Source organism: Tautonia sociabilis (assembly GCF_003977685.1).
Classification (GTDB): Bacteria; Planctomycetota; Planctomycetia; order Isosphaerales; family Isosphaeraceae; genus Tautonia; species Tautonia sociabilis.
Genome location: NZ_RYZH01000036.1, coordinates 38,807 through 63,091 on the forward strand (window position 1 = coordinate 38,807; position 24,285 = coordinate 63,091).

Below are 24,285 nucleotides of genomic sequence, written 5' to 3' on the forward strand. Positions count from 1 at the left end.
CGATCGTGGAACAATTACTCTCGCTGGAGCTTGGAGAGCAGCCGCAGGATGCTGATGTACAGCCAGACCAGCGTGACCAGCAGCCCGAAGGCGCCGTACCACTCCATCGCCTTCGGGGCGCCGGCCTGGGCGCCGCGTTCGATGAAGTCGAAATCGAGCATCAGGTTGAACGCCGCCACGCCCACGACGACCAGGCTGAAGACGATACCGATGGTCCCCGAGCCGTGGATCATCGGCACCGAGACGCCGAAGAAGGAGACGAGCCAGCTGATCAGGTAGGTCAGGAAGATCGCCCCGGTGGCGGCCACGATCCCCGTGCGGAGCTTGTCCGTCACCGGGATGATCCGCGAGGAGTACAGCGAGAGCATCACCAGCAGCACGGTCAGGGTCAGGGCCATCGCGTTGAAGGCGATGCCCGGATACATCTCATTGAAGTACCAGGAGATGCCGCCGAGAAATGCCCCCTCGGCCGCGGCGTAGAATGGGGCGGTCACCGCGGCCCACTTCATGGCGAAGCAGGTGATCAGGGCGAGCACCAGGCCGCCGATCGCGCCGCCAATGATCCACGGGGTGACATTCGCGCCCGACTGCCCCAAGCCCCAGACGTAGGCGGCCACGCCCGTCAGAATCGCCAGGAGCAGGAAGCACTTCGAGGCGGTCCCCTGGACCGTCATCGCGTTGGCTCGGGACTGCTCGCGGGCCCAGTCGCCGAAGATCGTGTCCGAGAAGACGGGATTGGTCGTCTCCACCGTGATCAACCCTCCGAGTGCTCGCGTTGGGGCGGATGGCGCACGAGCACACATCGCCTGGTCGCGGGTTATTGTGATGGTTGGAAGCGGGATCAGCAAATCATTTCGGTGCCGAGTCGTCGGTTTCCAGTTGCTCCAGCACCTTGAGAATGCTCGGCCCCGAGGCAAAGAGGCCGATGGCGGCCTCCTCCCCGCCGGCCTGCTTGATCTCGATCCGGCCGACGCAGAGGCCCAGCAGCTTGCCTTCGCTCGAGAAGAGCCCGCCGCCGGATCGGCCCTTGATCGGCGGATGCTCGGTGATCAGGAACAGGCGGGGAGTTCCGCCCTTCCCCCGAGGCCCCGGATCGGGGCCATCCCCCTCCGGGGAGGCGGCGGTGCGGGAAAGCCAGGCAGTCCCTCGGACTCGCGATTCCCAGCTGTTCAGGTCGCTGGCATGGTCGATCCCCACCGACACCACCGCCGCTCCTTCCGTCGGCGGCCGGTCGATCCCTGTGTCGATGCTGGCGACGTAGGGCAGCTTCGCGAGCCCTTCCACCAGCAGCACGGCCACATCGGCCTCCGGGTCGGCCGCCACGGCGCGAGCCGGCACCACCTTCGGCCAGTTGCCGCCGAGTTTCCTCCCCTCGATCCCGAGGTTGTACCGGTGCAGCTCGATCTGGAGCTCCCCCGGGCCGTCGATCACGTGAGCCGCCGTCAGGATTAGCGATCGGCCCTTCGTCGACCCGATGATCGTGCCGCTCCCCCGGGCGGTCCCCTTGCGGACCATCACCGTCGGCCGGATCGTCAGGTCGTCGATCGGTCTCGGCAGGTCCGACGGTGTGGCCGACCGCGCCGAGAACCGCCGAGACGCCTCCTGCCCCGACGCCCCGGTCGGCCCCACTCCCATCCCCCAGGGCACCAGGACCACCAGGAGGGGAGCGATGACGGCCCGAATCGTTCGCGTTCTCGCTCCCATGCGGCTTCTCCCGGGGCCGTCGGGTCGAGCGTTGGCCGCTCCATTCTACGTCGCGAGTTCCCGATCGGCGAACCCCTCCGCCTCGGCGAGGGAAAACGGCATCACCGCCTCCTCGGCGCCCCCCTCGTGATCCCGGCGACTGCCGATCGCCGATAGACCCGCACCTTCCCTGAGGAGAACACCGGCCCCGAGCCCGCCCAACCGGCGGTGATCGGCTCCAGCCCCGGGTCGAGCCCCCAGCAGAGAACGACGTCCATACCCCCGCCGTACCGGCCGATCAACCCCTCCCAGCGCCGTCGGCGATCCGAGGGATCGCCCGACAGGGCCACGTCCTCGAACTCCTGGGACGGCGGGGCGTCCAGGTCGGGGAGGAGCTGGACGGGGAAGTAGTAATGCCGGGGCTCGTAGTTGCTCCAGACGACGTTCCCCGACCCGACCCCCAGCAGGCAATCGGCGTGCAGCAGCGGGTTCGACCGATATCGGCCCCGGATGTCGACCAGCAGCGTCCCGACCCGCTCCCCCCGGCCGACCGCCGGAGCCGACGCCAGCAGGGCTCCCGCCCGGCAATTCGACTCCAGGGCGAAGTCCCACACAAAGGCCGATTGCAACGCCAGGGCCGCGCCGATCAGCCCCGCGGCCAGCCTCCCCGACACGGCTCCCTCCCCCCAATCCAGCGCCGGCACCAGCGCGGCCAGGCCGAGCAGGGCGACGCGCTGCGCCAGGTAGTAGCCGTGCGCCTCGCCGAAGCCGTCCGGCCCGGCCGCCGAGCCGACCAGCAAGAGGATCGCCAGAGCGGTCCAGGCCCGGCGGGAGGGGAACGCCCCCGATCGGGGCCGCCCCCACGTCTTCCCGATCGCCGCGAGCAGGCCGAGCCCCAGCCAGAGGCTCGGCGCCAGCGCAAGGCACCACGGGCCGTCCATCCCCGACCACACCGGGGCGATGTCGCGCCGGCCGAGCGCGATCGGGTCGATCCAGGAGACGCGACGGGCCCACAACACCGGAGAGAGCCACGACCCCGACTGCTCCCAGGTCGGCTCGAACGCGCCGCCCTCGGCGGTCAGGGCCTTGTACAGGACGGCCATCGGCACGACCGGAGCGCAGGAGAGCAGCGTCCAGCCGAGCCTCCTCCGGAATCCCGACCGCCCCCCGGCGGCCGGGGCCGGGGCCGACACCGCCAGCACGACCAGCCCGGCGACCGCCAGGCCCAGGCTCACGAGGTGCCCGAGGTAGCCGAGCACCAGCAAGGCGCCAATCGCCCCCGCCCGACCCGGCCCGAGCCGGTCGCGGCCTCCCCACCAGACCCCCCAGGTGACGACCGCCAGCGACGCCCCCAGCAGGAAGTTCGAGAACCCCATCAGCCAGGGCATGTTGATCGCCAGCAACGCCGCCAGCACCGCCGACGCCTCGAGCCCCCGGGGACCCGCCACTCGCCACCGCAGCCAGAGGATCGCGAAGGCGAAGCCGGCCAGCGAGATCGTCGTCATCGCGCGGTCGGCCGCCCGGGGAGGAAGCACGGAGAGCATCCCCATCAGGGCGAGGTGCCCGCCCAGGTTGGGCAGCGGCCGCCAGTTCGGCTCGAAGACGCTGGCAAACGGCGAGTCGGGGCCCAGCCGCAGCGATTCGAGCAGGATGTGCGCGTTGTAGACGTGCGCCGGGCCGTCCTGGGTGACGAAGCACGGGACCGCCCAGATGGCCGAGACCGCCGGTGCCAGGGCCAGGGCCAGCGTCACGACTCCCGAGCGGATCCCGAGTGCCGGGGAGGGGCGCTCGCCGGTCGAATCGCCGAGCCGCATCGTCGAGGGCGCTCCTTCCGTGGGGCCGATCCGGGCGTCCGAGTCACCCCCTCCGCTCCCGGAAGGGGGCCGCTCCGGCGATCAGCCAGGATAGCAGATCCCCAGCGATCCGGGACCGGGGAACCGAACCGGGTGCTGCCGGCCCGCCTCAGCCGTCCGACGACGGCGGGGGATCGAAGTCGATCTCGGGCACCTCCTGCACGGCCTTGCGCAGGGCCTGCTCCCACTGGGTGTGGATGGCGAGCAGGTCGGGGTCCTTGGCGGCGAACCGGCGATAGCGGGAGACGCGCAGCTCGCCGTCGGCGTAGACGAGCAGGTCGATCGGCGGCCCGACGGTGACGTTCGACCGCATGGTCGAGTCGATCGAGATCAGGGCGTACCGCGCCGCGTCCTGCAGCGTGGTGCGGTCGTGGCGGATGCCGCGATCGAGGATCGGCCGGCCGTACTTGCACTCGCCGATCTGGAGGAAGGGGGAATCCTCGCTGGCGCGCAGGGGGTTGCCCTGGGGGTAGATCAGGTAGAGGTCGTGCGGCTGGCCCCGGATCTGGCCGCCGAGGATCAGGTGGACGTTGAAGCGGTAGTCGTCGCGTTCCAGGGCGGCCCGATCGAGGTCGGCGACGCGGCGGACCTGCTCGCCGACGGCTCGGGCGGCGTCGTAGAAGGTCTCGGCGGCGGCCAGGCCGCGGCCCTCCTGGAAGTCGCGCTCCAGCAGCGTGACGATCGACTGCGAGCAGGACAGGCTGCCGCTGGCCAGCAGGATGAACACCCGCTCCCCGGGGGCCTCGAACGTGTGCATCTTGCGGCAGACGTTCACCTGGTCGAAGCCGGCGTTGGTGCGGCTGTCCGAGGCCATGACCAGGCCGTCGTTCGTCTTGATCCCCAGGCAATACGTCATCGCCCCGCCCCCGCCCCGCATCGACCCCGCCGACCGCCGGCCCGCTCAGCTCTATAGCACACGGCGGAGCCTGGGACAAGAGGGCGGATGGCCATTGACAGAGCAAATGTTCAACGATAACGTCTTTTCATGGTCCCGCTGCCAGGGGGACGACGCCTGGAGGCGAGCCGCCATGCTGATTCGAGCCGGCTTCGAGCTGGTTTTCGACGTGCCCGAGCCGACGCCGATGCTCCTGGTCCTCGGCCTCCGTCCCGAACGTGAGCCGGCCGTCCGCCGGCCCGGCGGGCTTCGCGTCGAGCCCGAGATCCCCGTCGAGCGCTTCGCCGACGGCTTCGGGAACGGCTGCTCCCGGCTGGTCGCCCCGGCCGGCCGCCTGACGCTCTGGGACGATCTGGTCGTCGAGGACCCCGGCACCCCGGACGACCTCTCCCCGGACGCCAGGCAGGTCCCCGTCGGCGACCTGCCGCCGGAGGTCCTCCCCTTCCTGCTGGGCAGCCGCTACTGCGAGGTGGACCGGCTCTCCGACGACGCCTGGCGCCTCTTCGGCGCCTCGCCGACCGGCTGGGGTCGGGTGCAGGCCGTCTGCGACTGGGTCCACCAGCACGTCGAATTCGGCTACCACCACGCCCGGCCGACCAAGACCGCCTGGGACACCTTCCAGGAACGTGCCGGCGTCTGCCGAGACTTCGCCCACCTGGCCCTCACCTTCTGCCGATGCCTGAACATCCCGGCCCGCTACGCCACCGGCTACCTCGGCGACATCGGCGTGCCCCCCGCGCCGGACCCGATGGACTTCAGCGCCTGGTTCGAGGCCTACCTCGACGGCCGCTGGTACTGCTTCGACGCCCGCCACAACACCCCCCGGATCGGCCGCATCGTGATGGGCTACGGCCGGGACGCGGTCGATGTCGCCCTGACCACCTCCTTCGGCCCCGCCGTTCTGTCCGGGTTCACCGTCTGGACCGACGAGGTCGGCCCCGAGGCCCTCTGCCTGCCGATGGCGAGGCCGACGCCCCCAGGCTGAGTGAGGTTCCCGGCCCGAGGGCTCGCGCCGGGGATGGTTGATGCTTGATGGCTAATGACCGATGCGATGGGATCGGGAGCGTCTGGGGAGGGAGGTCCCGGCGCATGCCTGGCCATCCATCATCAGCCCGCCGACTTCCCCCTCGGCGGGCTCACTGCTGCTGGCTCTGCTGCTGGTGCAACTCCGCTCTTGGCCTCGGCTGGTTGGGATAGGCGGCCCGCCCCTGCCGTTGCGGCAAGACGCCCCGGGGGCCGAGCCGCTGGTACTGCGACTGGCCGTCGCCGGGAACGGGGGACGCCCACTCGTTCCACTCGAACGGCAGGCGGTCGACCGCGTCGACGGCCACGGAGACGGCGATCTGCTCCTCGGCCGCTCCCTTCCAGACGCCCCGATTGGGGGGCACGTCGGAGTAATCTCGGCCGATGGCGATGACCACGTAGTCGTCCCCCGAGAACTCGCCGGCGGTCGGGTCGACGTCGACCCAACCGATCCCCTCGCCGCACCAGGCCTGGCACCAGGCGTGGGTGGCGAGCTCGCCGGGGTGGTTGACATATCCGCTCACGTACCGGGCCGGGATCCCCAGCCCCCGGCAGGCGCCGAGGAACAGGTGGGCGAAATCCTGGCAGACTCCCTTGCCGCCGGCCAGCGCCTCACTCAGGACGGTGCGGGCGGTGGTCGCTCGCTTCTCGTACGTCAACCGGCCCCGCACCGAGGCCATCAGGGCGGCCAGGTCGTCGATCGCCCGCCCCGAGGGCGGGGGAAGCTGTGAGACGAAGGCGTCCAGGGCCGGGCTCGGGTCGACCAGCGGGCTGCGTAGCAGGTACTCCGAGGCGTCCACGTCGAACGGGCCGGCCGGCGGCCAGGGCACCCCGGCGAGCCGGTCGGTGACCGGTCGGCGGTGGGTCCTCACGAAACTCGTCGCCCGGATGACCAGCTCCCGGTACGGCTTGGCGATGTTGAACAGGTCCACCCGGTTGCCGAAGCCGTCGTGGAACGAGGTGACGGGCGCCTGAGGAGTGGTCAGCAGGCGGTAGCGGAGGGTTGTCTGGTCCTCGTCCGACTGCGGCGCCTTGCGGACCTCGAAGACCGTCTCCGTCACTGGCGCCGAGTAGGAGAAGCGGGTCTCGTGCTGGATCCGCAGGAGCATGGCGATCGGTCCCGGTTCGGGGGAGGGGTCGGGATCAGGTGAAGAAGTACGCCTGATGGATCTCGTCGCCGATGGTGTTGCAGGCGTCCTGGACGCCGGAGAGGAAGCGGCCGAGGCCGCGCTCGAAGATCTCGGCCGGGTCGATGTAGTGCAGCTCGCTGTCCAGCCGGCCGAGGCAGCGCTCGGCCTCCGAGCCGAAGCCGTCGCCGGCGGCAATGGCACGCAGCGACTCCAGGCACCGGGAGACGCAAAATCGGATCGAGCGGGGGAACTCCGGGTCGAGGATCAGGTAGCGGACGACCCCCTCGGGATCGACCCGGTCGTGGTAGTCGCGCAGGTACGCCTCGTACGCGGCGCAGCTCCAGAGCAGACTCGACCAGTGGACGATCCGCAAGGGAGACTCGACCACCGGCCCTCCCTCCCTCAGGCCGTGCAGCTTGACGCTGAGGATCCGGCTGATCTGGTTGGCCCGCTCCAGGTGCCGGCCGAGCTGGAGGAAGTGGTAGATCTCAGTTCTCGGCAGGGTGCCGTCGACCAGGCCGTCGAAGAGGATGCAGGCACGTTTGATTCCCTGGAGGAACCGTGGCGGGCTGTCGGCGAACCGACGGCGGGCCTTCTTGCCCTGGAGGTAGAAGTGCAGGCGGTTGAGCTGGTGCCAGGCCTCGGCGCTGATCGTCTCCTGGGTGGCCCTGGCGTTCTCCCGGGCGCGTCCCAGCATGGCGACGATCGACTGGTCGTTCCCCCGGTCGAAGGTCAGGAACCGCATGACCGCCTCGCGGTCCAGCCGGCCGGGCCCGTGGGCGCGTTCGAAGGCGTCTCGGCAGGCGAGGATCGAGAGCACGCTGGCGATCGGCGCCGGGTCGGCCCCGGGGGCGTCGCCGTCCAGCCCGGAGGCGTCCAGCTCCAGGTGAAAGCCGACGTCGAGCAGGCGGGCCACGTTCTCGGCGCGCTCCACGTATCGGCTGATCCAGTACAGGTTCTCCGCCACCCGGCTGAGCATCTCAGGGGGCCTCCGATCGCTTCGGAGGCCCGGCCCGGAGCACCCAGGTATCCTTGGTGCCGCCCCCCTGCGAGCTGTTGACCACCAGGCTCCCCCTCGGCAGGGCCACCCGAGTCAGGCCGCCGGCCAGGACCTTGACCGTCTCGCCGCAGAGGACGAACGGCCGGAGGTCGACGTGCCGTCCTTCGAGGTGGTGGTCGACCAGCGTCGGGTGCTGGCTCAGGGTGATCGTCGGCTGGGCGATGTAGCCGCGCGGGTTGTCGGCGATCCGGCGGGCGAACTCCGCACGCTGCTCGGCCGTCGAGGCCGGGCCGATCAGCATTCCGTAGCCTCCCGAGGCGTCGACCGCCTTGACCACCAGTTGGTGCAGGTTCGCCAGGATGTGCTGCCGGTGGGCGGGGATCTGGGGCCGGAAGGTCTCGACATTGGGCAGGATCGGGTCTTCCTTCAAATAGTACCTGATAATCTCGGGAACGAAGGGGTACACCCCCTTGTCGTCGGCCACTCCGGTACCGATGGCGTTCGCCAGGCCGAGCCGGCCGGTCCGGTAGGCGGCCACCAGGCCGGGAACGCCAAGCTGGCTGTCGGGGCGGAAGGTCATCGGGTCGAGGAAGTCGTCATCGATCCTCCGGTAGAGCACGTCCACACGCTGGGGGCCGCGGATGGTCCTCATGAAGAGCTGGCCGCTGTCGAAGAACAGGTCGCGGCCCTCGACCAGCTCCACCCCCATTCGGCGGGCGAGGAAGCTGTGCTCGAAGTATGCCGAATTGTACACTCCCGGTGTCAGCACGGCCACCACCGGCTCATCCACCCCCGGCGGGCCGATGTGCCGGAGCACGGCGAGCAGGTTCGTCGTGTAGTCGTCGATCGGCCGGATGTTGTGTTCGGCGAACAGCAGCGGGAAGAGCTGCTTCATCACCTGTCGGTTCTTCAGCACGTAGCTGACCCCCGAGGGGGTCCGGCAGTTGTCCTCCAGCACCAGGAACGTGCCGTCGGCGTCCCGGATCAGGTCGATCCCCGAGACGTGCACGTAGATGTCCCTCGGCACCCTCAGGCCGACGCACTCTCGGCGATAACCCGAGGCCCCCAGGATCAGCTCCGACGGCACCACCCGGTCCCGGAGGATATGCCGTTCGTGGTAGACGTCATGGATGAACAGGTTCAGCGCCCGGACGCGCTGGATCAGGCCCTGCTCGATCCGATCCCACTCCGAGGGGGAGATCAGCCTTGGCACCGGGTCGAAGGGGATGATGCGCTCGACCCCCTGCTCCCGGCCGTAGACGGTGAAGGTGATCCCCTGGTTCCGCATCATCAGGTCGGCGGCCCGATGGCGGTGCTCCAGCTCCTCGGGGCCGAGCCGCACCAGGCGGTCGTGCAGCGCCCGGTAGTGCGGGCGGACCTGGCCCGGCCCGGCGAACATCTCGTCGTAGCCGGCCAGGGCATACCGGTCGAAGAGTCGCGTCTGCGGGGGCGTCGTCGCCATCGTGGCCCACCCGTCGGTCGCGAGTGTCGGGATCATCGCCGGGCTGGCCCGCCGACCGGGCCTCCCCAGTCCCCGAGGGCCTCGCCCCCTCGCCCGGCCCGGGAGCAGTCCCCGCCGGAGACGTCGCTGACGCGATGACGGACTTGCAATCCGCGCACCAGCGGAACGAGAACACCACAAGCCAAACAAACAAAAGAACTTACACGAACAGACCCAGGCAATCCATCCTGATTCCTGCCCGGACCGCCGGCACCGTCTCCCCGCTCTGCCGCGCCATCGGGCAGGAGCGAAGCCCGGGCCCGACCGGCCGATCCCCGGGCCAGCCCCCCGGGGCGGGGGGCTTAGCCGGCCGATCCGTCGTCCCTCAGCAGGGCGATCACCGCGTCGACGTCGAGGGGTTTGACGACGAAGTGGTCGAACCCCGACCGGAGGGCACGCTCCCGATCCTCGGCCGAGTCCCGGCCGGTGACGGCGACGGCGATGAGGCCTTCCAGCCCGTCGAACGATCGGAGCCTCCCGATGAGTTCGATGCCGTCGAGGTCGGGAAGGCCGAGGTCGAGCAGCGCCACCTCGGGGCGGAACGTGGCGGCGACCTCGAGGGCCGTCCGGCCGTCGGCGGCCGTCCGGACCTCGTGGCCGGACCACGACAGCAGGCGGGCCGTCACCCGGCGGATGTCCTCGGAGTCGTCGACGACGAGGATTCGGAAGCCTCCCGAGGCCGAGGCGGCAGGGGCGGACGAGGCAGCCGGAGCGGCGGGGACGGCGGGAAGGGGCTCCTCCCCCCGGCAGAGCCGGCCGACCGTGCCGACCAGCCGGCGGGGGTCGATCGGCTTGGGCAGGTACTCGTCGCAGCCGGCCTCCAGGCAGCGTTCACGATCGCCTCGCATGGCCGAGGCGGTGAGGGCGACGATCGGCCTCCCGAAGCCCTCCGACCGCAGCCGGGAGACGGTGCTGTAGCCGTCCAGCCGGGGCATCTGCATGTCCATCACAACCACGTCGAACGGCGAGCCGGCCCGGTCGGCCTCCCGGACGGCCTCGATGGCCGCCAGGCCATCGTCGGCCGTCTCAACCCGGGCGCCGGCCCCTTCCAGGAACATCCGAGCCAGTGACCGGATGTCGGCCCGGTCATCAACCACCAGCACGCGGCCCGAGATCCGGAACGGCGGCTCAGTTTCGCAGTGAGCGCGGTCGGCCGAGTGAACGACCACGTCTCGGTGGACCAGCCCGACTCCCTCCAGCGTCCCGGTGGCGATGGTAAGGGTGAACCGGCTGCCCCGTCCTGGCTCACTCTCGACCCCGATCGAGCCCCCCAGCAGCTCGACCAGACGCCGGCTGATCGCCAGGCCCAGTCCGGATCCGCCGTAGAGCCGGGTCATTGACGAATCGGCCTGCGAGAACGGCCGGAACAGCCGACCCAGGTGCTCCGAGGCGATCCCGATGCCGGTATCGATCACCTCGAACCGCAGCCGGGGATCGTGTGCATCCTGCTCCAGGCGACAGGTGACCAGGATCGAGCCGGACTCGGTGAACTTGATCGCATTGCCGATGAGGTTGACTAGGATCTGGCGCAACCGGGTCGGGTCGCTCTCGATCTGCTCTGGCATCGGCCCGAGGAACTGGGCCTCCAGCCGCAGCCCCTTCTCCCAGGCTCGAATGCTCATCAACGCAATCACCTCGTTCACGATCGCGTCCGGAGCGAACTTCCGCCGCTCGATCTCCAGCCCTCCGGCCTCGATCCGGGACAGATCCAAGATGTCGTTGATGATTTCCATCAGGTGTTGGCCGTTGCGCCGGATCGTCTCGATGCACTGCAAATCGTCCGGGTCGGTCACTTGGCGTGCCAACACGTCGGCGTAGCCGAGAATCGCGGTCATCGGCGTCCGGATCTCGTGGCTCATGTTCGCTAGGAATTCGCTCTTGGCTCGGCTGGCAGCCTCAGCCTGCCGCTTTGCCTCGGCCAACTCGGCCTCGGTCCGGCGTTGGTCGGTCACATCGGTGTTGGTGCCAAACCATCGGGTCACGCGGCCCGAGGAGTCACGGATCGGCACCGCCCGGGAGAGGAACCAGCGATACCGGCCATCCTTGCCGCGGAGGGGAAAGGTGTCTTCCCAGACCTGCCCGGACTGAAAACACCGGCGAATCTTCTCAACGACACGATTGACGTGGTCTGGGTGGTGGACCACTTGCCAGCCCCAGCCTCTCACTTGCTCGAGGGTGGTACCGGTGTAGTCGTACCAGCGGCGGTTGTACCAGAAAATCGAGCCTGATGGGTCGGCCATCCAGGCCAGTTGCGGGATGTTCTCGGCCAGGGCTTCGAAGCGGGAGGCATGCTCGCGGAGCCCCTCCTCGGCCCGCTTCCGCTCGGAGATATCGATCACCGAACCGATGTAGCCGAGGAACGCGCCGTCGTTGTCAAATCGGGGACGCCCAGAGTCAAGCGCCCAGCGGTAGGAACCGTCACGCTGCCAGAGGCGGTAGTCGAGTGAGAACGGCTCGCCGCGCTCGCTGGCCCCTCGGAAGATCTCGATGGTTCGTTCGCGGTCGTCCGGGTGTACCATCTCCAGCCATCCGGTGCCCAGTCCTTGGCTCTCCGTCTGCCCGGTGAACTCGGTCCACGCCCGGGAAAGGAAGGTACAATCGCCGTCCGGCCCGGTCATCCAGAGCATGGCCGGAGCCGTATCGGCGACCATCCGGAACCGGCGCTCGCTCTCCCGCAAGGCCCGATCAGCCTCCTTCCGCTCGGTCAGGTCGTAGGAAACACCAACAAACCCCACACGCTTCCCCTCGCCGTCGAGCACCGGAGAGCCGGTCACAAAGGCGGGGAAGGTGCGGCCGTCCCGCCGACGGGCCTCGACTTCGCCGCTCCAGCCGCGGCCGGCGGCCGTCGCGTCCCGGATCCCGGCGACTGTCTCCCGGCCCTCGGGCAGCGGGGCCACCTCGAGGATCGGACGGCCGATCACCTCGGCGGCGGGCCAGCCGTAAAGCGACTCGGCGAAGCGGTTCCAGTAGACGATCCGCCCTCCGGCGTCGGTGGCGACGACGGCCTGCTCCACGGCGTCGAGCAGCCGGGCCTGGAAGCGGATCAGCCGCTCGGCCTTCCGGCGCTCGGTCACCTCCTGGGCCACGATGTTGATGCCGGCCACCTCTCCGGCGGCGTCGCGCAGCGGCAGCCAGCTCTCCAACCAGGTCCGATGCTCCCCCGGCCGAGCGGCCGTCTGCCCCGAGAGCTCCAGGTCGATCACCGGCTCTCCCGTCTCCAGCACCCGGCGCAGGGCCGGCTCCACCTGATCGGCCAGCTCGGGCAGCATCTCCCGAACGGTGCGGCCGATGTGCTCGGCCGCCGGCCGGCCGTTGAGCTCGGCCAGGCGGTCGTTGATCCGCACGAAGCGCAGCTCACGGTCGAGCACGCAGAGCCCGACCGGGGCGCTGGCGTAGGTCGCCTCCAGTTCATCCAGCGCCAGCCGGGCGGCGGCCTCGCTTTGCCGCACCGCCGCCTCCCAGCGCATCCGATCGCTCAGGTCGTAAAAGTAGCAGACGATTCCGAACCGGTCGTCAGGGAGGATGATGCGATCGATCCGCCAGTCGTAAGCCCGCACTTCGTCGAGATCTCGGCGGCGTTCGATGATGCTCGGGGCCCGATACAGTTCCCCTGTCTCCAGAGTGTGGCGGAAGCGGCCGATCGCCTCGGAGGCGAACGGCTCCGGCCAAATGGCGCGGACCACCTCGGCGAAATCCCGACCGATCACCGGGTGGATGTCGCGAAAGACTTCCTGCGCTCCCTGACTCACCAGTCGGAGCCGGAAATCGGAATCGACCACGAAGACGCCAAACGGGTTGTTCTGGATCAGGTCGCGGAAGGTATCCTGGTTGCGCCGAAGCCGTTCCTCGACGCGCTTGCGTTCGGTGATATCCTCGGCCACATAGGAGAACCGCGTCCAGCCTGGCGTCTCCCCACCGACATGAGTGAACACACAAGAAAGCCAAGCTTTCCGGTTTTGGGTTTCGTGCTCATACTCGAAGCGAACCGGGCAGCCCAGGCGCTGGCTCTCGCGACAGCGGGCGATCCATTCGGCCACCAGCTCGCCCGGCACGCCGAGCTCGCGGGCCTCTCGCCCTTCAATCCCCCCCGGGGGCAGGCCAAGGAAGCGCTCGGCGGTTGGATTAGCATAGAGATAAACGATCGACGAATTATCGTCCGGAAGCTTCACAACCCCTTTTTGCAGCGGAGAGCTCTCATAGAAGCTCCGCAGTATCGACTCGCCACGCTTCAGCCGATTTTCGGCCTCCTTCCTGAGGGTCAGATCGATCGCCGAGCAAACCAGGTGCGTGATCCGCCCGACATCGTCCCGAACGGGAGCGATCCGGACGTCGATCCACTTCGGCTGCCCCTCGGCCGAGCGTACCGGCGCATCGAAGCGCACCACCTCGCCGAGCCGGGCTCGGCCGATCGCCTCGCGCAGCCGGCCCCGCTCCTCGGCGGAGTCGGCCCACCAGTGGCAGTCCCAGAACTTTCGGCCCCGAAGCTCGTCGACGACGATGGCCTCGGCCCGGGGGGGCGTGTCGATGACCTCGACCAGCGTGCCGTCGAGGTCCAGCAGCCCCACGAATTCAAACACGTCGTCCACCGCTCGGCGGGCGAGGAGCTCCCGATACGGGAAGGCGAGCGCGCCCCCCATCCGGACGTCGAGATCCAAGGCCGAGCCGAACCAGCAGAGCGGCCGCTCGTCGTCGTCCCGAAGCAGTTCGGCCCTCGCAAGGAACCGGCGGTACGACCCGTCCCTGGCCCGCAGCCGGCATTCCATCTCGAACGAGCTCTCGGATCGAATCGCCTCATCCCAGCGCCCGGAGCAGGAACCACGGTCGTCGGGGTGGATCGAATCGAGCCATCCGAACCCGATCACTCGATCGATCGGTTCGCCGAGGTACTCCAGGAACCGGCGGTTGACGTAGTCGCAGGCCCCGTCGGCGCGGCCGATCCAGGCGAACAGCGGCAGCGACTCCGCGAGCATGCGGAACCACCGCGCCTCCCGGCCCCTCTCGCCCGACGGTGATGGACTGGATCGCCGCTGCATCAGAGCGGGCCTCTCATTGCCGGGCGGGGGGAGCGGGCGACGGCCGGGCTCCGGGGCACCGTCGGCCCGAACCAAAGCCGCATCCCCGGCGACCGGCGAAGGGCTCGGGCCAGCTCTCGGGGGATGGGTCCCCGATCCCGACGTCGATCGGGCCCCGGCATCACCCAGACAGATCGACCGACGTGTTCAACGATACGGCCGGGGCGCGACCCGAGGGCGGAGGGGTCGAAGAGGGGCGAGGGGACCAACAGCCGATCACCATCCTCGCCCATCAGCCTATCTCCCAGCCCGGCAAACGTCAACGCTGCCGGCACCGGCACGGCAGTCGGGCCGCCCTCACGGCGAGGGGCCGACACGGTAGACCCGGAACAGGGGGTCCTCGGGCGCCCCGCCGTAGGAGAGCCGGAAGATCCCGGGACGCTCGTCGGCCCACCGGCGCTCGACCGGCCAGGGCTCCCCCGGGTTGTGCCGGGCGACGACGAGCAGCTCGATCCCCTCGGCGCGCAGGTTGGCCAGCCAGGCGTCCGGGTCCTGCTCCTCGCGGTCCCACCCGGGCATGTCGCCGGGCCAGTTGGGCTGGCCTCGGCGGACGGCCTGGCGGTGGTAGTCGTGCAGCAACCAGCCGGGATGCGCGTTGATGTTCACGTACCGGACCGTGTTTCTCATCCCCGGTCCCAGCAGGTAGTACGGCAAGTTCGTGCCCGAGTAGGCGATCCGGGCCCCCTCGGGACCGGCCAGGCGGTCGAGGGCGACCCATCCCCGGTAGTAGTCCGGGTAGGCCGGGAAGAAGCGCAGCGGCTCCGGGTAGCCCCACGGGTAGGCCACGAGCCCCGCCGCGACGAGCACGCCGGCGATCCCCCCGCCGGCCGCCAGCCTCGGCCCCGCCGCGCCGGAACAGCGAATCGCCCTCCCCATGGCCCAGGCGGCGAGCATCGCCGCCGCCCCCACCGCCGGCGGGCCGGCCACGGCGAGGACCAGGCCGGCCAGCTCGGCCGTCCTCCCCGCGTCCAGCGCCGCCGACGCCGACGCCCGCCAGGCCCCCCCGGGAGCGACCAGGGGCAGCGTCCCCGCCATGGTGTTCGGGATCAGCGGCGAGAGGTCCCAGGGCACCGCCTCCTCCTCCCCGGCGCCGGCCCAGGGCCAGGCCTGGGGAGTCAGCAGGTGCACCGCCAGCAGCGCCACCCCGAGGATCCGCAGCCCCCTCGCCCGGTCCAGCAGCAGGGCCAGGGGCACCGCCATCAGCCCGACCGCCGGGAAGAGGAACCGCTGCTGCGTCCGGTACGGGATGACCCCCCAGTAGATCGCCGCGTCCAGCACCGCCAGCGCCGCCGCTGCCCACGCCCACCGTCCCCGGCCGCCGTCCCGCCCCCGACCGAGGGCCCAGAGCCCCGCCAGCGCGCCGAACCACAGCGGCGTCATCCTCGGGTCGAGCACCTGGAGCAGGATGTCGACCCCGGCTCGCCAGTTGGCGGGGTCAATGTAATAGCGGCTCCCCTTCATCACCTCGGGGGCGTACCAGCCGGTCAGGACCGTCCGGCCGAACAGCTCGACCTGGACCGGGTACAGCGGATTGCCGCTCAGCCACAGGTTGCGGACGTACCAGAAGCCGGCCGTCAGCATGGGCAAGGCCGCCAGCATCGCCAGGTGCCCCAGCTTCGCCCTCGGGCCGATCGGCCGCAGCAGCACCGCCAGGCCGACCGCCGCGAGGATCGGGGGCACCAGCACCAGCCCCGTCGGCTTGCATCCCCAGCAGCACCCGGCCGCCAGCGCCCCCAGCGCGATCGCCTCCCCGCCTCCGTCTCGCATCGCGTAGCGCAGGAAGAAAAAGGCGGCGGCGAGGTAGCCGGCCTGGAGAATCGTGTCGACGTTCGCCTCGAAGCCGAAGACCAGGAACGGCGAGGCCGTCACCATCCACCCGCTCGCGATCACCGCCGCCGACCTTCCCGCCCCCACCTGCCGGGCCATCGCATACGACGCCAGCCAGGTCATCGCGTGGAAGGGCGCCTGGCCGGCCTTGGCGAGCAAGTCCCCCCCCCAGCCGATCATCAGCCAGGAGAGCCACAGGTCGCCGTTGGCCGGGAAGTAGGTCACCACGTTGTCGCCGAAGGGCGCCGCCACCAGCTCCAGCGCCCCGGCCTTCCACCACCGGGCCGCGAACCAGAGGTGGTAGATCGGCCCGTCGCTGACCACCTTCACCGGCAGCAGCAACGACCGCATCCCCATCAGCGCCGACACCCAGAGCGTCAGCCCCAGGCCGACCGTCGCCTCGGCCTGCCAGCGGGGGTCGCCGCTCGGGAACGCCTCGCCCGACGGCTCCCGGCGGATCCGCCCGGTCGCCCACCCGAGCCCGGCCCCGAGCAGCGACCAGCCCAGCAACGGCCCCCGAGTCATCAGGCCGACCGCCCCGAGCGTCTGCATGCCGAGCGTCACCCACGCCCAGGAGATCACCGCCGCCGCCAGCCACCGGGCCGCCCCCCGGGGCTGGCCGAACCCGTCCCGGGCCGCCCAGTACCCGCCGAGCAGCAGCGGCCCGTTCAGCAGGATCGTCCAAAGCACGCCCACGCCGGCCTCCGTCATCCCGAGCCCGATCCCCCCTCCGGCTTTCTCCCCACGGCGATCGTCGACAGCGCCGGCCAGCCAGGGAGACGCTCGACCAGCTTCGCCACCGGCAGGAGCAGGTCGAACAGCCGCATCTGCCCGGGAGACAGCCGGTCCTTCCCGAAGATCTTGCCGCTGACGTACCAGCCGACCGTGCCCAGCCGGTTGAACCCCTGCTGATGCACCACCTCGAAGCCGGCCTCCTCCAGCTTCCGCCGCAACTCATCGGCCGAGTAGCGCCGCTCGTGCCCCAGCGCCCGGTCGGTCGGCGAGTAGAGCCACGGGTGCTGCGGCACCAGGATGATCGCGTGCCCCCCCGGCTCCAGCGAGCGGAAGAACAGGCGGAGCACCTCCTCGTCCGGCGCGATGTGCTCCAGCACGTTCAGGCAGACGATCGTATCCAGCCGCTCCCCGGAGAGCCGATCGTAGTCGGACTCCCGGGCCAGGTCCATCTCGACCGTCTCGACGTTCTCCAGGTGCCCGAACCGCCGGGAGATCATCTCGACGTAGAACGCCTCGTTGTCGGTGGCGACCAGCCGCTGCCGCTCCAGCAGCAGCTCCGTCAGGTTCCCGATCCCGCAGCCGGCCTCCAGCACCCGATTTCCCACCCACGGCTCGATCTGCCGGAACAGCCAGCGGTTGAGCCCCCTCGCCTTCCTCATGGCGACGAGCACCGCGTACCCGTCATGCGTCGTGAATCTCCGGTCGAGGAACCGGCAGCGCAGCAAGACGCCGATCGCCCGCAGGCCGTCGGCCCAGCGGACCTTCTTCCCCTCCAGATACGTCCTCCCGGCGTAGCTGATCGGCACCTCGTACAGCCGGATGCCCCACTGCGACAGCCGCACCGTCAGCTCCGGCTCGACGCCGAACTTGCGGCTGCGCAGGGGAGTCTGCCGCAGCAGGTCGGCTCGGACGGCCTTGTAGCCGGTTTCCATGTCGGTGAGGTTCAGGTCGCAGAGCACGTTGGTCAGCCCGGTGAGCAGGGCGTTCCCCAGGCTGTGCCAGAAGTAGAGCACCCGGCGATACTCGCCGCTCAGGAACCGGCTCCCGAAGACGGCGTCGGCCCGGCCGTCGAGGATCGGCCGGACCAGCCGGGGCAGGTCGTCGGGGTCGTATTCGAGGTCGGCGTCCTGGATCACGGCGATCTCGCCGCGCAGGTGGGGCAGCGCCGTCCGGATCGCCGCCCCCTTGCCCCGGTTGCGATCGTGCCGGAAGACTCGAATGCGCGGATCCGCCTCGGCCAGCTCGCGAAGCACCTCCCCCGAGCCGTCGGTCGAGCCGTCGTCGATGGCGATCAGCTCGAAGGGGGCCGGCAGCGGCGCCTCCAGGACGCGCCGGATGATCGTCCGCAGCGTGCGACGCTCGTTGTAGACCGGGGTGATCAGGCTCAACAGCGGCCGGCTCGTCGCCGCGTCGGGGCTGGGCTCGGACATGCGTTCGCTTCGCGTCTCGCCGCGTCGTGGGGAAGGACGCCCCCGACACGATACCGGATCGCGGCCCGAAGGCTCCAGGGCGCTCCGCCCCGGGCGAGCCCTCCCAAGAGGCCGAGCCCTCGAAGTCTCGACGAGAAGCGGCCAGAATCGCGACGGTGGCTCGAATCCGAACCCCGAACCCCGAACCCCGAACCCCGAACCCCGAGCAGGAGCGATGACGTTGAGGCCCCGTCCGACCCTCCTGATCCTCGCCACGGCGATCGCGCTCTCGATCCCGACCGGCCGATCCCCCGCCCAGGGGACCCCGGCCGACTACCGCCGGGCCGACACCCTCCGCGAGCGGACCCGAGGCACCGTCTTCCGGGACCGAGTCCGAGCCGACTGGTCGCCCGACGGCTCCCGGTTCTGGTATCGCAACGACCTCCCTGGCGGGACCCTCGAGTTCGTCCTCGTCTCGGCCAAGGACGGGGATCGCCGACCGGCCTTCGACCACGCCCGGCTGGCCGGGTCGCTCGCTGAGGAGACGGGTATCGACATCGACCCCGCCCGCCTGCCCATCGACCGCCTCGACTGGGACGATGACGGCACCTCTTTCCGCTTCCGAGCCCTCGACCGATCGTGGCGGCTCGACCCCGAGACGGGGGAGCTCCTCGCCGACGACCGCCCCCTTCCCCCGGCCTCCCGCCGACGTTCCTTCGTCCCCCGGGCCAGCCGGAGAACAGGGGAGGAGACGGAGATCGTCGTCGTGAACCGGACCGACGGCCCCGTCTCGCTGATCTGGTACGACCCCGGGGGCCGCCCCCGGCCCTACGGCACCATCCCCCCCGGCCAGGAGCGCCGCCAGCACACCTTCGGCGGCCACGTCTGGTCGGTCGAGGACCGGGACGGCCGGGAGCTCGACCGCTTCGAGGCCGAGGACCGCCCCTCCCGCTTCGAGATCTCCGCCGATCAGCCCCCCCCTCCCTTCGAGCGGCCCGACCGAGTCCGGCCGGGCCCGGATCGCGGCGAGCCCTCGCCGGACGGCCGCTGGGAGGCGGTCGTCCGCGACCACAATGTCTCCCTGGTCGACCGCCAGACCGGGGAGCAATTTCTCCTCTCCGACGACGGCACCGAGGCCGACGGCTACCAGCCCCGCGTCTCCTGGTCGCCCGATTCGAGGAAGTTCGTCGTCCTTCGCCGGGCCAGGGGAGACGACCGCAAGGTCTACCTCATCGAGTCCTCCCCCCGCGACCAGCTTCAGCCGAAGCTCCACTCGTACGACTACCTCAAGCCCGGCGACCGGGTCGACGTCTCCCGGCCCCATCTCTTCCATGTCGGTCGCCTCGAGCGCATCCCCGTCGACGAGCGCCTCTCCCCAAACCCCTGGCGGATCAGCGACCTGCACTGGGCCCCCGACTCGTCCCGGTTCCTGTACCTCGACAACGAGCGCGGCCACCAGGTCCTTCGCGTCATCGCCGTCGACGCCGAGACCGGCGCCGCCGTTCCGGTGATCGAGGAGCGGAGCGACACCTTCATCGACTACAGCCAGAAGACCGTCTTCCGCTACTTCGAGGACACCGAGGAGATCCTCTGGGCCTCCGAGCGAGACGGCTGGAACCACCTGTACCTCTTCGACGCCCGCTCCGGCGCCCTGAAGCACCGGGTGACCTCGGGCGAGTGGGTCGTCCGGGCCGTCGACCGCGTGGACGAGGAGGCCCGCCAGATCTGGTTCCGGGCCATGGGCATCCATCCCGGCCAGGACCCGTACCACATCCACCACGCCCGAGTGAACTTCGACGGCACCGGCCTGGTGCTCCTGACCGAGGGGGACGGCACGCACTCCGTCGAGTTCTCCCCGGACAGGACGTATCTCATCGACTCCTATTCCCGCGTCGACCTGCCCCCGATCACCGAGCTGCGATCCGCCGAGGACGGCCGCCTGATCCTCGAACTGGAGCGCGCCGACTGGTCGGCCCTGCTCGAAACCGGCTGGCAGATCCCCGAGCGGTTCGTCGCCAAGGGCCGAGACGGCCAGACGGACATCCACGGCGTGATCTTCCGCCCATCGAACTTCGACCCCTCGCGTTCCTATCCCGTCATCGAGCAGATCTATGCCGGCCCGCAAGGGGCGTTCGTGCCCAAGGCGTTCTCCCCCCTGCACCGGCCCCAGGTGCTCGCCGAGCTGGGGTTCGTGCTCGTGCAGATCGACGGCATGGGGACCAACTGGCGATCGAAGGCGTTCCATGACGTCTGCTGGCGGAACCTCGGCGACGCCGGCTTCCCCGACCGCATCGCCTGGCTCAAGGCCGCGGCGGCCGACCGCCCGTACATGGACCTGACCCGGGTCGGTATCTACGGCGGCTCGGCCGGCGGCCAGAACGCGCTCGGGGCGCTGCTGTTCCACCCCGACTTCTACAAGGTCGCCGTCGCCGACTGCGGCTGCCACGACAACCGCATGGACAAGCTCTGGTGGAACGAGCAATGGATGGGATGGCCCGTCGGCCCGCACTACGAGGCCTCGTCGAACGTGGCCAACGCCCACCGGCTCCGCGGCAAGCTGCTGCTGACGGTCGGCGAACTGGACCGCAACGTCGATCCCTCCTCGACGATGCAGGTCGTCGACGCCCTGATCCGGGCCGGCAAGGACTTCGACCTCGTCGTCTTCCCCGGCGTCGGCCACGGCGCCGGGGACAGCCCCTACGGCGATCGCCGCCGCCGCGACTTCTTCGTCCGCCACCTGCTCGGTGTCGAGCCCCCCGACCGCAACGCCGAGCCCCCCCCCGGACGGCGACGACTCGGGCGACTGACCCCCCATCGCCCGGATCTCCGCCCTCCTCGGTCCCGGTCCCGGTCCCGGAATCCGCGATTTTTGGGCGTTCCTCGACGGATCCCGACGGCCCGAGGCACAGATAACATAGAGAGGGCCGTCCTGGCCGACCTCAACCCCGGCCGGACCCGGCCCCGCAACTCCGAGCGAGCACCCAACGATGCGCCTCACGCTCCGCACACTTCTCGCCTGGCTCGACGACACCCTCCCGCCGGAGGAGGTCCGCGAGATCGGCACCCAGGTTGCCGCCACTCCCTACGCGCAGCAACTGGTCGAGCGGATCCGGACGGTCAGCCGTCGGCGTCGGCTGACCGTCCCGCCGTCGAGCGGGCCCGAGGCGGTCGACCCGAACACGGTGGCCGCCTACCTCGACAACGAGCTCGAGGCGGAGAAGGTCGCCGAGTACGAGAAGCTCTGCCTGAGCTCCGACGTCCACCTGGCCGAAGTCGCCAGTTGCCACCAGATTCTCAGCCTCATCAAGAACAAGGCCAAGGTCCCCCCCGAGGCCCGGTACCGCATGTACCGGTTGTTCAAGGGGCCGGAAACCGTCCGGACCAAGGATCGATCCTCCCCGAGCCTCGGACAGCTCACCTCCGAGGGGGCCGTGCCCGGCGCCCTGCCGGGCACGGCGGCCGAGCCCCCCTGGGCCTCCCGTCCAACCGTCCGGCCCTCGCTGGTCGAGCGCTTCGGCCCCCCGGCCCTGGCCGTCCTCCTGATCGCCGTGCTGACGCTGGTCGGCCTGCTGAACCTGAAGTACGCGAAGGTCGACGTTCTCTCGGATGACACGGCGGTCGCCGCGATCGACGCCGACGCCGACGCCGAGCTGGTTCCGGAAGGTGAGACGCCTCCCGGCCTCCTTCACAGATCCGCTCCCCCGATCTTCGAGCCCGAGGAGGAGCAGCCCGACACCGAGGCCCCGGTCGACTCCGACCCGGCCCTCGACCGCGACCGCGACGGGCCTCCACCCCCCGTCCCGGCCCCCGAGGGCGAGCCCCTGCCCCCTGGGGCCGCGGCCCAGGTCGAGCAGATCGTCGGCATCGCGCTGCGGGCGAGCAGAGACGGCGAGAACTGGCAGTGGGAGCGGCTGGAGGCGCAATCGACGCTCCAGCCCGGTCTGATCGTCGTCAACCTCCCCCCCTCCCGGACGATCCTGGACCTGGGGTCGGTCGGCGTGACCCTGGTCGGCCGGGCCGACCTGCGGGTCGACCTGCCCGGCCCCGACCGGGAGGCCCGGTTCGACCTGATCGACGGCGACCTGCTGCTGCGGCCCTCCGCCGAGGGCGGCGCGGTCGAGGTCGGCGTCTCGGGCCGGACCCTCACCCTCGATCCCCCTCCGGGCCAGCCGATCGGCCTGTCCGCCGCCGGGGTCCGGGCCCCGGGAGAGCCCGCCGGCCGACCGGGGCTGACCATCGCTCTCTCCGAGGGCTCCTTGACCGCCTCCGTCGACGGCGGCGCCTCCGAAACCTTCGAGGGCCCTGCCCTCATCGCCTTCGACCCCGAAGCCGGCTCCTTCGCCACCTCCGCCGGGGCCGAGGCCCTGCCGGCTTGGATCGACGACCCCGAGCCGACCGAGGCCGAACTCGCCGACATCGAGGCGTTCTCCGGCTTCTTCTCCGACTCCTCCGGGCCGCTTCCGTTCGTCCTGCTCGAAGGGACGATGGACGAGGAACCGGCCATCCGCCGTCTCTCGGTCGCCGCGCTCGGGGCGATGGGCAGCATCGACCCCGGCCATCTCGAGCTCGTCGCCGAGCTGCTCAACACCCCCGACGCCCCCGAGCTGCGGGCCGAGGCCATGACGATCCTCCTCCGGCAGATGGCCCGGGGGCCCGAGGAGGCGGCGATGGTGCACCGCTTGCTCGATCGCGTCGCCCCTGCCGAGGCCGTCGCTCCGATGGACCGCCTGCTCACCGGCTATCCCGAAGACCGCCAGCAATCTCCCGAGGTCCTCGCCGAGCTGGTCGGCGCCCTCTCCTCCCCCAACCCCGGCGTCCGGCAACTCGCCCTCCAGACCCTCATGACGATCACCGGACGAGACGCCCAGGGCTACGACCCCGACTCCCCCGACGAGGACGCCCTCGAATCCTGGCGCTCCCTCCTCTCCTCCGGCGACCCTTCCCCCCGAGGCCGATCCTCCCCGACCCCCAAGGCCGGGGATCGACGCCGCTGAGCCCTCGCCGTTACCATCAGGCCCCCCCTCCCCCCGCCCCGGAGGGGGGAGCCGGCGATCCGTCGCGGCAGGCAGGATCGGACGGGAACGATGCGAGACGGCGGCTTCGAGGCTCCCGCCCCTCCGCTCTCCCGCTCGCCGCCCCCCGGTCTTGCCTGTTCTCTGCCGGCACCATGATCCGCCATCTCCCCCGCTCCGATCACCCCTCCCCCGGAGGTCCCCTTGCCCGACGACTATTCCCGATACCGGAAGGCCGCCGAGGAGATCGCCCGGGAGGCCGGCGAGATCCTCCGGGAGCATTACGGACGCGTCTCGGCCCGGGAGAAGGGGCCGAGCGACCTGGTCACCGAGGCGGACCTTGCCAGTCAGCGCCGGATCGCCGAGCGACTGGCCTCGGCCTTCCCCGATCACACCCTGCTCGCCGAGGAAGAGGGGGTCCGGCCCGACCCGGATCGGGCCTTCCGCTGGATCGTCGACCCGCTCGACGGCACGGTGAACTTCGCCCACGGCTTCCCGATCTGGACCGTCTCCATCGGCCTGGAGCACCTCGGCACGCTCGTCGCCGGAGCGATCTACGCCCCGCTGACCGACACCATGTGGTCGGCCCACCTCGGCGGCGGGACCACGGTCGATGGCCGCCCGGCTCGCGTCAGCGCCGCCAGCCGACTGGCCGACTGCCTCATCGGCGCCGCCTTCCCCACCCGGTTCGGCGACGACGCCCCCCGCCAGCTCGCCCTCTTCGAACGCTTCTCCACCGGCACCCACTCCGTCCGACGCTCCGGATCGACGGCCTGGAACCTCGCGATGATCGCCTCCGGCGGCTGCGACGCCTGCTTCGGCACCCACGTCCACCCCTGGGACGTGGCCGCCGGCGTGCTCCTGGTCCGGGAGGCCGGGGGCCTCGTGACGGCCCTCGACGGGGGCGCCTACGACCTCTACAGCCACGAGATCCTCGCCACCAACGGCGCCGTCCACGACGAGGCCGCCCGGGCCTCCCGGCAGACGATGGGCCGGGGATGAGCGCCCTCCTCGTCGCCGGGGCTCGGGGGCCCCTCCGGCGGATCCGCCCCGGGCGGGACCGTGACGAAAAGGCGGCAGGGGTGGTAGAATGCCCCGGATGACTCGTCTCGCTCCCGATCGAGGGCCGGCATCCCCCGCCGGCC

General features: G+C 70.6%; 13 protein-coding genes and 1 pseudogene. 4 read left to right on the forward strand and 10 right to left on the reverse strand.

Features of this window, described 5'->3' with window-relative positions:
* Positions 1-14: 14 nt before the first annotated feature.
* The 4 genes from TsocGM_RS17595 to TsocGM_RS17610 form a co-directional block, all read right to left on the reverse strand.
* On the reverse strand, positions 15-749 hold the full coding sequence (locus tag TsocGM_RS17595) for a Bax inhibitor-1/YccA family protein (RefSeq protein ID WP_126726771.1): 735 nt from the start codon (positions 747-749) through the stop codon (positions 15-17).
* Positions 750-849: 100 nt separating this feature from the next.
* On the reverse strand, positions 850-1,704 hold the full coding sequence (locus TsocGM_RS17600) for a S1 family peptidase (RefSeq protein WP_126726772.1): 855 nt from the start codon (positions 1,702-1,704) through the stop codon (positions 850-852).
* A gap of 101 nt (positions 1,705-1,805) precedes the next feature.
* Positions 1,806-3,497, reverse strand: coding sequence for a hypothetical protein (locus TsocGM_RS17605; RefSeq protein ID WP_126726773.1), 1,692 nt, complete (start codon positions 3,495-3,497; stop codon positions 1,806-1,808).
* Positions 3,498-3,645: 148 nt separating this feature from the next.
* On the reverse strand, positions 3,646-4,392 hold the full coding sequence (locus TsocGM_RS17610) for a peptidase (protein WP_126726774.1): 747 nt from the start codon (positions 4,390-4,392) through the stop codon (positions 3,646-3,648).
* A gap of 172 nt (positions 4,393-4,564) precedes the next feature.
* Here TsocGM_RS17610 and TsocGM_RS17615 point away from each other — a divergent pair, with 172 nt between their 5' ends.
* Positions 4,565-5,416 (forward strand): transglutaminase-like domain-containing protein, encoded by an 852-nt coding sequence (locus tag TsocGM_RS17615; RefSeq protein ID WP_126726775.1) that lies wholly within the window; start codon positions 4,565-4,567, stop codon positions 5,414-5,416.
* 151 nt (positions 5,417-5,567) lie between these two features.
* Here TsocGM_RS17615 and TsocGM_RS17620 read toward each other — a convergent pair whose 3' ends face one another.
* The 6 genes from TsocGM_RS17620 to TsocGM_RS17645 all read right to left on the reverse strand — a co-directional run bounded on the left by TsocGM_RS17620 (position 5,568) and on the right by TsocGM_RS17645 (position 18,149).
* On the reverse strand, positions 5,568-6,563 hold the full coding sequence (locus tag TsocGM_RS17620; protein ID WP_126726776.1) for a transglutaminase family protein: 996 nt from the start codon (positions 6,561-6,563) through the stop codon (positions 5,568-5,570).
* 34 nt (positions 6,564-6,597) lie between these two features.
* A complete protein-coding gene (locus TsocGM_RS17625) occupies positions 6,598-7,563 on the reverse strand; it encodes an alpha-E domain-containing protein (RefSeq protein ID WP_126726777.1) in 966 nt (321 codons plus the stop codon).
* Between the two features lies 1 nt (position 7,564).
* Positions 7,565-9,046 carry a circularly permuted type 2 ATP-grasp protein gene (locus TsocGM_RS17630; protein WP_126726778.1) on the reverse strand — a complete coding sequence of 494 codons (1,482 nt, stop codon included), beginning with the start codon at positions 9,044-9,046 and terminating at the stop codon, positions 7,565-7,567.
* Positions 9,047-9,387: 341 nt separating this feature from the next.
* Positions 9,388-14,118 carry a PAS domain S-box protein gene (locus TsocGM_RS17635; RefSeq protein WP_126726779.1) on the reverse strand — a complete coding sequence of 1,577 codons (4,731 nt, stop codon included), beginning with the start codon at positions 14,116-14,118 and terminating at the stop codon, positions 9,388-9,390.
* A gap of 336 nt (positions 14,119-14,454) precedes the next feature.
* Positions 14,455-16,674 carry a glycosyltransferase family 39 protein gene (locus TsocGM_RS17640; RefSeq protein ID WP_148114882.1) on the reverse strand — a complete coding sequence of 740 codons (2,220 nt, stop codon included), beginning with the start codon at positions 16,672-16,674 and terminating at the stop codon, positions 14,455-14,457.
* 17 nt (positions 16,675-16,691) lie between these two features.
* Entirely contained in the window at positions 16,692-18,149 is a 1,458-nt protein-coding gene (locus TsocGM_RS17645) for a bifunctional glycosyltransferase/class I SAM-dependent methyltransferase (RefSeq protein ID WP_126726781.1), read from the reverse strand.
* Positions 18,150-18,363: 214 nt separating this feature from the next.
* On the opposite strand from TsocGM_RS17645, the pseudogene TsocGM_RS17650 reads away from it, so the two are divergent.
* The 3 genes and pseudogenes from TsocGM_RS17650 to TsocGM_RS17655 form a co-directional block, all read left to right on the forward strand.
* Positions 18,364-20,808: pseudogene (locus TsocGM_RS17650) on the forward strand (prolyl oligopeptidase family serine peptidase); the annotation flags it as partial.
* 751 nt (positions 20,809-21,559) lie between these two features.
* Positions 21,560-23,122, forward strand: a complete 1,563-nt coding sequence (locus TsocGM_RS28115) for a hypothetical protein (protein ID WP_449342997.1) — start codon at positions 21,560-21,562, stop codon at positions 23,120-23,122.
* 222 nt (positions 23,123-23,344) lie between these two features.
* Positions 23,345-24,142, forward strand: coding sequence for an inositol monophosphatase family protein (locus TsocGM_RS17655; RefSeq protein WP_126726783.1), 798 nt, complete (start codon positions 23,345-23,347; stop codon positions 24,140-24,142).
* The last annotated feature ends 143 nt before the right edge of the window (positions 24,143-24,285 follow it).